Here is a 5,891-nt window from a genome sequence, read left to right on the forward strand (position 1 = left end):
ATGCATATTGATGTGTGACCAGGCGATGACTGACCCGGTCGCAATGGAGTCGATGACATCCTGCTTCTGACTCTCATTTCTTAATTGGCAGCAGTAATCAGATAGATACAGATAATTCCAAACAATAATTGCGTTCTTTAATAGAGTCTTTGCAGCCATGGCCTTTTGAATCTCTGTAGGAGTGCCAACCATTAACTTTCCGGAGCGACCAAAGAAGACTGCCTCTGAAAGCTTTTGCCCAAGCTCAATGCGGTTGAGTTGTTTTTGAATGTTGCGCCTTAATTCTGGTTGCTCGATGTAGCTGAGAATAAATGATGATTTAATCAGTCGACCAAATTCCTGCATTGCTTTATACAGCTCAGAAGACTTTTCACTCACAGAGAGTAATCGGAACATATGAGATGCGCTGCAGTAGCCAAGCTTAATTGACGCCATCAAGTGAAGCATCTTATCCCATTGTTTGAGAATTCTTGTCCTATTAATAACTGATTTCGGTGACAATGCACGTCCTTTCATTGCATCACGCGTTCTGGTATCAAAACTGTAGATCGTTTGCTTGTGAAGCTTCTTGTAGCGTGGTGCTAGAGATACGTTTATGAAATGCAGCCCTGCGAATACTGCGTCTGTTACGCCGTGGTTATCTGTTGAATGGAGGTGAGGGCGCTCACCTTCAGGATAAAGCGTTCTTGTAGCCTCAACCATTCCGTCAAGCATATAAGCTGCTTCTCGATCTGAAGAGGTGAGCACGTTTACATGAAAGAAAGCCTGGTGTTCGTCCGTGAATGAGTTTGCCGATACACCTTGCTCTTTCCCATAATATTTATAGGAGAAATTAGCGAGCAGCGAATTCACCGCAACAACGACTTTTTTACCATCACTGCTTGTATGAAGCTCACCATCATGATTATGAAAAATGGTTGGCAGCGACAACGATTGTATGACTTCAACTAGTGCATCGTTTGCCTTCGCAATTGATTCAGGGGTAAGCCACGCCTTCTCTATATCTCTTAATTGTTTTTCGGTTATATTTCGCGCAGCACGGGCCATATTATGATGGCCTAAATTTGTACCCAGGCTCATTAGAGCCGCATAGACATGCTTTAGCTTTTTAGCACTGAGTTCCTTTCCTTCGCTTTCATGTTGAAGGCTTGTTGAATACCCGGAGTATTTATCGACCTCGGCCAAAAGCTCGTAGAGCGTTACGGCTTTCTTTTCGCTGAGCAGATTGGGGATAAATTTTGATTCGTCGAAGTCTGGCTCTAAATTTTTAAGCGACCAACTATCGCCGATTTTCCTGAAACCAATAATTTTGTTCTTATCGATAAGGTCATTGACCTGCTTATACTGGGAATTCAAACGGCTCCCAATTGCTTTTATTACCTCTGCGCCGTCAACGAAGTTTTCTAGGTTTGCTCTTTTGATAAACGAGTCTCGCTCTGATAACCACTCATCCCACGGAATTAAATAGCTTTCATCTAGGCGGTATCGGTAAGAGTATTTCAACGTCAACTTCTTAGTGCGGATTCCTTCAATAACATGGCAGAACAAAAGTATTTTCCAGCGCGATATCGCTGGGGCATCTGATTCATCTTGTATCAGGTCTTTCTCTGATTTCCTTAAAAAGGCTTGAGGCGTATTTTCATCCAGCTGCGGTTTAGACTCACGTAACCAGTCGATTGCTTCAATTAATGGTGCATCAGAATTTTCACGGTCAAACGTTAGTGCCTTTAATGCAGGAGTGAGCCTACGGACAAGCCCCGTGTGCTGATTAAAAAGATAATGGTAAAAGCCACTTTGTTTTTGCAGTCTGGAAATGTTGACATCAAATCGCTCACAAGCATCATCGATATCATCTGTTTCGGAACTAAAGAATGCCTCCACGAGCTGCATCACCTGTTCATTTCGTTCGTAGAAGGATTTGTCCTCATCTTTAGTAATCGACAGTATTTGCCTTAATACCGCTCTGGATTGTTTGGCAGAATCAACCATGGCGCGATTGGACTCAAGGTTCTCTTCCTCGTTTTTGGCTCTTGCAGTTAAATCCGTTTTCTTGGCTGTATTAATGGCATTNCTGATTATTTTTTTAAATGCATCAAGCATCGCGTCTTGTCTTTGATAGAATTGATCTTGAACGAAGGCCGCCAAGAACAAGCTCAGCTTATTTTTATCTTTTTGCCTCTTTAATTGGGCTAAGTCCTTTTTAGTTGCCTGCTCCGAGAAGTGTTTTACGCCTTCAGGCGTCAGGTTCAAGGGTTTAAGGCTTTCTTCCGATGCTAGATAGAGATCCCTTACAATCTCTAATAAATTTGCGTTGTTTAGCATTGCTCGCCATGAATCATCTTGATCAATTTTTCTGAGGCTTGCGAAGATCTTTGATTGTTTAGTTGATTCAATTAGATTGAGGAGTGGCCTTCGTACTTCCTCATTGCTGCTTTGGGCCCAGCCAGCCATTACGCCAGTTTCAAAGCTTCTGAAAGCGTTGGTGACGATATCGGATAGGGTTGGGTAGTTTGGTATGGTTGTTCTTTTGGCCCAGCAATAGTCTAACAGCGAAAAAAGTATCTTCTCGGGTAATTGTCGCCTCGAAACAAGGTGCTTGGCATGGCTAGTTAAATCTTCCGCAAACTCTGACCTGTATAGCTGCCAGCCAAACTGCTTAAGAATAATGTTTTTATCTTCGTTCTGGAGCGTTTGTGAATATTTTGACGCATCAAAGTCAAATGAAGATGGCAAACCCAACCGTTTAACGGCAAAACCAACATCCCGCTTGTACGCGCTTGCTAGATCGAAGAATCGCCCCTTTGCCTGAAAATATGCTCTGAGCAATAGAAATCCTACTTTTCTGTGTGCATTTTTATTTCGTAAATGCATTCTAGTGTTCTTATCTATGGATATGTATACAAGACGCTCATTGCCTGCAAGTTTTGGTATACTATCGAACGCTTTCCGATGATGACGGCTTAGTATGTTTAAATCTGACATGTTATCTCCTTTATTCTTATATCTTTATGATCTCGATTTGCTATTCGATATAACTGAAATCGAATATTTTTGTGCTGTACAATACAAAATCAGGGTCAACTGATAACGCCTCCCTTTCGACTAAAACGCCTCTAAAAATTAACTAATAGAAAAAGCCTTTAATTGCCGAGTAGATGATTGTATTGTGCAGCAATATTTAGCTTAGCTTCTTAGACAATTATGAATCCGACTAGTGAACTTTATTTGGCCCTTGAAAAGGCATATAAGCACTTCAACTCAGAGCTGTTCGGTGGGAAGTTGCCGACTGTCATTTTTACGTTTCAGCGAAAGAGTGGGGTGATGGGGTATTTCTCACCTGAGCGCTGGGGTAACCAAAGCGGCAAGAAGTGCAATGAAATATCAATTAATCCCTCGTTCTTAGCGCAATCGCGTTTGATTGAAATATGCCAAACACTCGTTCATGAAATGGTTCATTGCTGGCAGTACCATTTTGGTAAGCCGAGTAGAAAGTCCTACCACAACCTCGAATGGGCAAAGAAGATGATTGAGATTGGATTAATGCCATCATCAACTGGAGAGCCTGGAGGGAAAATTACCGGTCAAACGATGGCTGACTACATCATCGAAGATGGTTTGTTCATACAAGCATTCCAGAACCTTTCGGAGAGTAAAAAGTTTGATTTACCTTGGTTTGATCGAAGAGCTTTACCCCGGCTATATGAGCCAATCATTGCCCCATTTCGATCAATTGAAAAAGATTTATCCTCGGTCTCTCATGCAGAAGAGGGAGGGATGATTGCTGAAATGAATCAAAGCGTAAAAACCACGAGCTTAGATGCATATTTTGATGGCAGTAGTTCAGCAAGAAAACTTTCCAGCTTCACTCCAGAAACTTTTGTCGCACTAGAAATCACAAGCAAACCCACAAGAACAAAATATATCTGTAGTGGATGCGAGGCGATTGTTTATGGAAAATCGAAACTCAATATCTCTTGTGATGATTGTAATTGCCGATTTGAAGCTTTTGATGATTAGATTTTGTGGATAGAAAAGATAAAACCGCACTAGGCGGTTTTGATGTGAGATGAAAGTTAGTAAGGCTTTGTCTCTGTATAGCGCCTCCCCCAGAAGCCGTGTTTTGAGTATGAAAGCGTGAGCGGTATGTCAACGATTCACGTTTATCGGCTTTCATGAGAAATCAGACATTCATTGCTGATCATCTAGACCCGTAACGTTTCAACTCTTTTGATGGTAGAGATCGCCAGAACGCCTTTATTCCGTCGGCCTATATTTGAATATTTTATAGCCAAAAGTTAGACTGGCTTCGAGCTTTAAAAAGGCTTCGCTAAGCCTCGGATAAAATAAAAAAATCAGGATTCAATATGCTTCGCCAAATTCCTATCTTCTTAATCATGCTAGTTTGTATATTCCATTCTCAAAGTGTTTTAGCTGAAGACTTTCCAAAGAAGCAACCTGCTTATGATCAGTTAATTAGCGCGGTTGATTACACATTGTTACAAACCGCATTGAGTGGAAAAATCCCTGTAGATTCTACTGATGTTATAGGTTCAACCGCTTTGATATATGCTGCAACTCTTGGTGACTTAGATAAAGTCAAAAAGTTAATAAACCTTGGTGCCAATATAAACCATAGGAAACATAATGGAAGTACGGCTCTCATTGCTGCAGCGCAAGCCGGTGAAAGTGAAGTTGTAGAGCTATTAATGAATAAAGGTGCAGACCCTAACTTAAAAGCAATACTTAGCAACGTGAAACAAAAAGATGGGCGCACTATATCGTATGAGATCGATTCCGTATTTCAAGCTACTCGCTTTAACTATATAGAAACTCTTGAAATGCTTCTGTCGAAAGGGGCCAATCCAAATCCCAACATTAGGTATACCCCTCTATCGACTGCATACTCTCAAAGGCATGATCAAGCTTTTGATCTCTTGTTGGAGTACGGCGCAGACCCTAACACTACCTTACCCGTTTTAGGCGGGGGCGACAGAGTTTCCTTGATCGAGTTAGCTGTATCAGAAAAAGCAGAATTATATGTAAATAAACTAAAAAATGCTGGTGCGTATTTAGATGATAAAGCTCAAAGTGGTTATAAATCAGCGCCTATGAGTTCACAGTCACAGTTAGATGCTACGATGCTTAACCTTTTTGCTAAAAAAGGAGACTACGATGGAGCAAAGCAGCTGCTTAAAAAAAATCCAAATATTAGGTTGATGCCTCATTACGCAGTTGAAATGAGGGTTAGCTCAGCAGTTTTGATTACGAACTTAGCCTATGAAAACGCGAACTATGATTTTGTAGAGCTGATGTTATTAAATGGAGCCGATGCCAACGCCATATGGTCCGAAAGTGCATATAACAATTCTCGCGATTATTCACCAATGATAGCCAATATTCATGGTTTAAAGTTTGATGGTGTTAAAGGTAATCGTGAAAAGAGGCATAAAATAATGATGCTGTTATTGGAATATGGCGCAGAAGTATTTGACCCACAATTAATTCATGAGGCTTATAAAAGAGATATCGAGTTTGCAAAAATTTTAATTGAATACGGAGCAGATCCGAACCCTGTTATGGATACTGGAATTACTGTTTTAGAGACATTTGAGAACGAACTTAAAGAAGTCAATAATTTGATGAAAGGGGTGTCAGGAAGTGAGTAAATCGAAAACCTGCATACGCATTTTTACTTCGGGGCTCTTCATTTTGACGTTGGTGTCTTGTGCAAATACTAATCGTTTGTATGATCAATCAGTCTATCATTCGGAAAATGATAAAGAATATCAGTTTTCTGTTTTTAACAGAACTAATAACGAGTCGATGATTGATACAATGCTTTCATCAGCATGCATGACTAATGACCTAGATACTATTGACCTTATTATTAC

General features: G+C 40.6%; 4 protein-coding genes. 3 read left to right on the forward strand and 1 reads right to left on the reverse strand.

Features of this window, described 5'->3' with window-relative positions:
- Window positions 1–2,982: Tn3 family transposase (locus tag A3766_RS17090; RefSeq protein ID WP_156508947.1), on the reverse strand; the 2,982-nt coding region annotated here is incomplete at its 3' end.
- A 219-nt stretch (window positions 2,983–3,201) separates the two neighbouring features.
- On the opposite strand from A3766_RS17090, the gene A3766_RS17095 reads away from it, so the two are divergent.
- The 3 genes from A3766_RS17095 to A3766_RS32050 form a co-directional block, all read left to right on the forward strand.
- Window positions 3,202–4,017, forward strand: coding sequence for a SprT-like domain-containing protein (locus A3766_RS17095; RefSeq protein WP_068642571.1), 816 nt, complete (start codon window positions 3,202–3,204; stop codon window positions 4,015–4,017).
- 347 nt (window positions 4,018–4,364) lie between these two features.
- Window positions 4,365–5,666, forward strand: coding sequence for an ankyrin repeat domain-containing protein (locus A3766_RS17100; RefSeq protein WP_068642573.1), 1,302 nt, complete (start codon window positions 4,365–4,367; stop codon window positions 5,664–5,666).
- A 43-nt stretch (window positions 5,667–5,709) separates the two neighbouring features.
- Window positions 5,710–5,891, forward strand: a 182-nt coding sequence (locus A3766_RS32050; protein WP_231882911.1) for a hypothetical protein, incomplete at its 3' end; no start/stop codon positions are given.

The organism is Oleiphilus sp. HI0132 (assembly GCF_001635845.1).

What these genes read in the sequence shown, in the direction of transcription:
- A3766_RS17095 (WP_068642571.1), top strand. Translation starts at nt 3,202, where the DNA reads ATGAATCCGACTAGTGAACTTTATTTGGCCCTTGAAAAGGCATATAAG.
- A3766_RS17100 (WP_068642573.1), top strand. Translation starts at nt 4,365, where the DNA reads ATGCTTCGCCAAATTCCTATCTTCTTAATCATGCTAGTTTGTATATTC.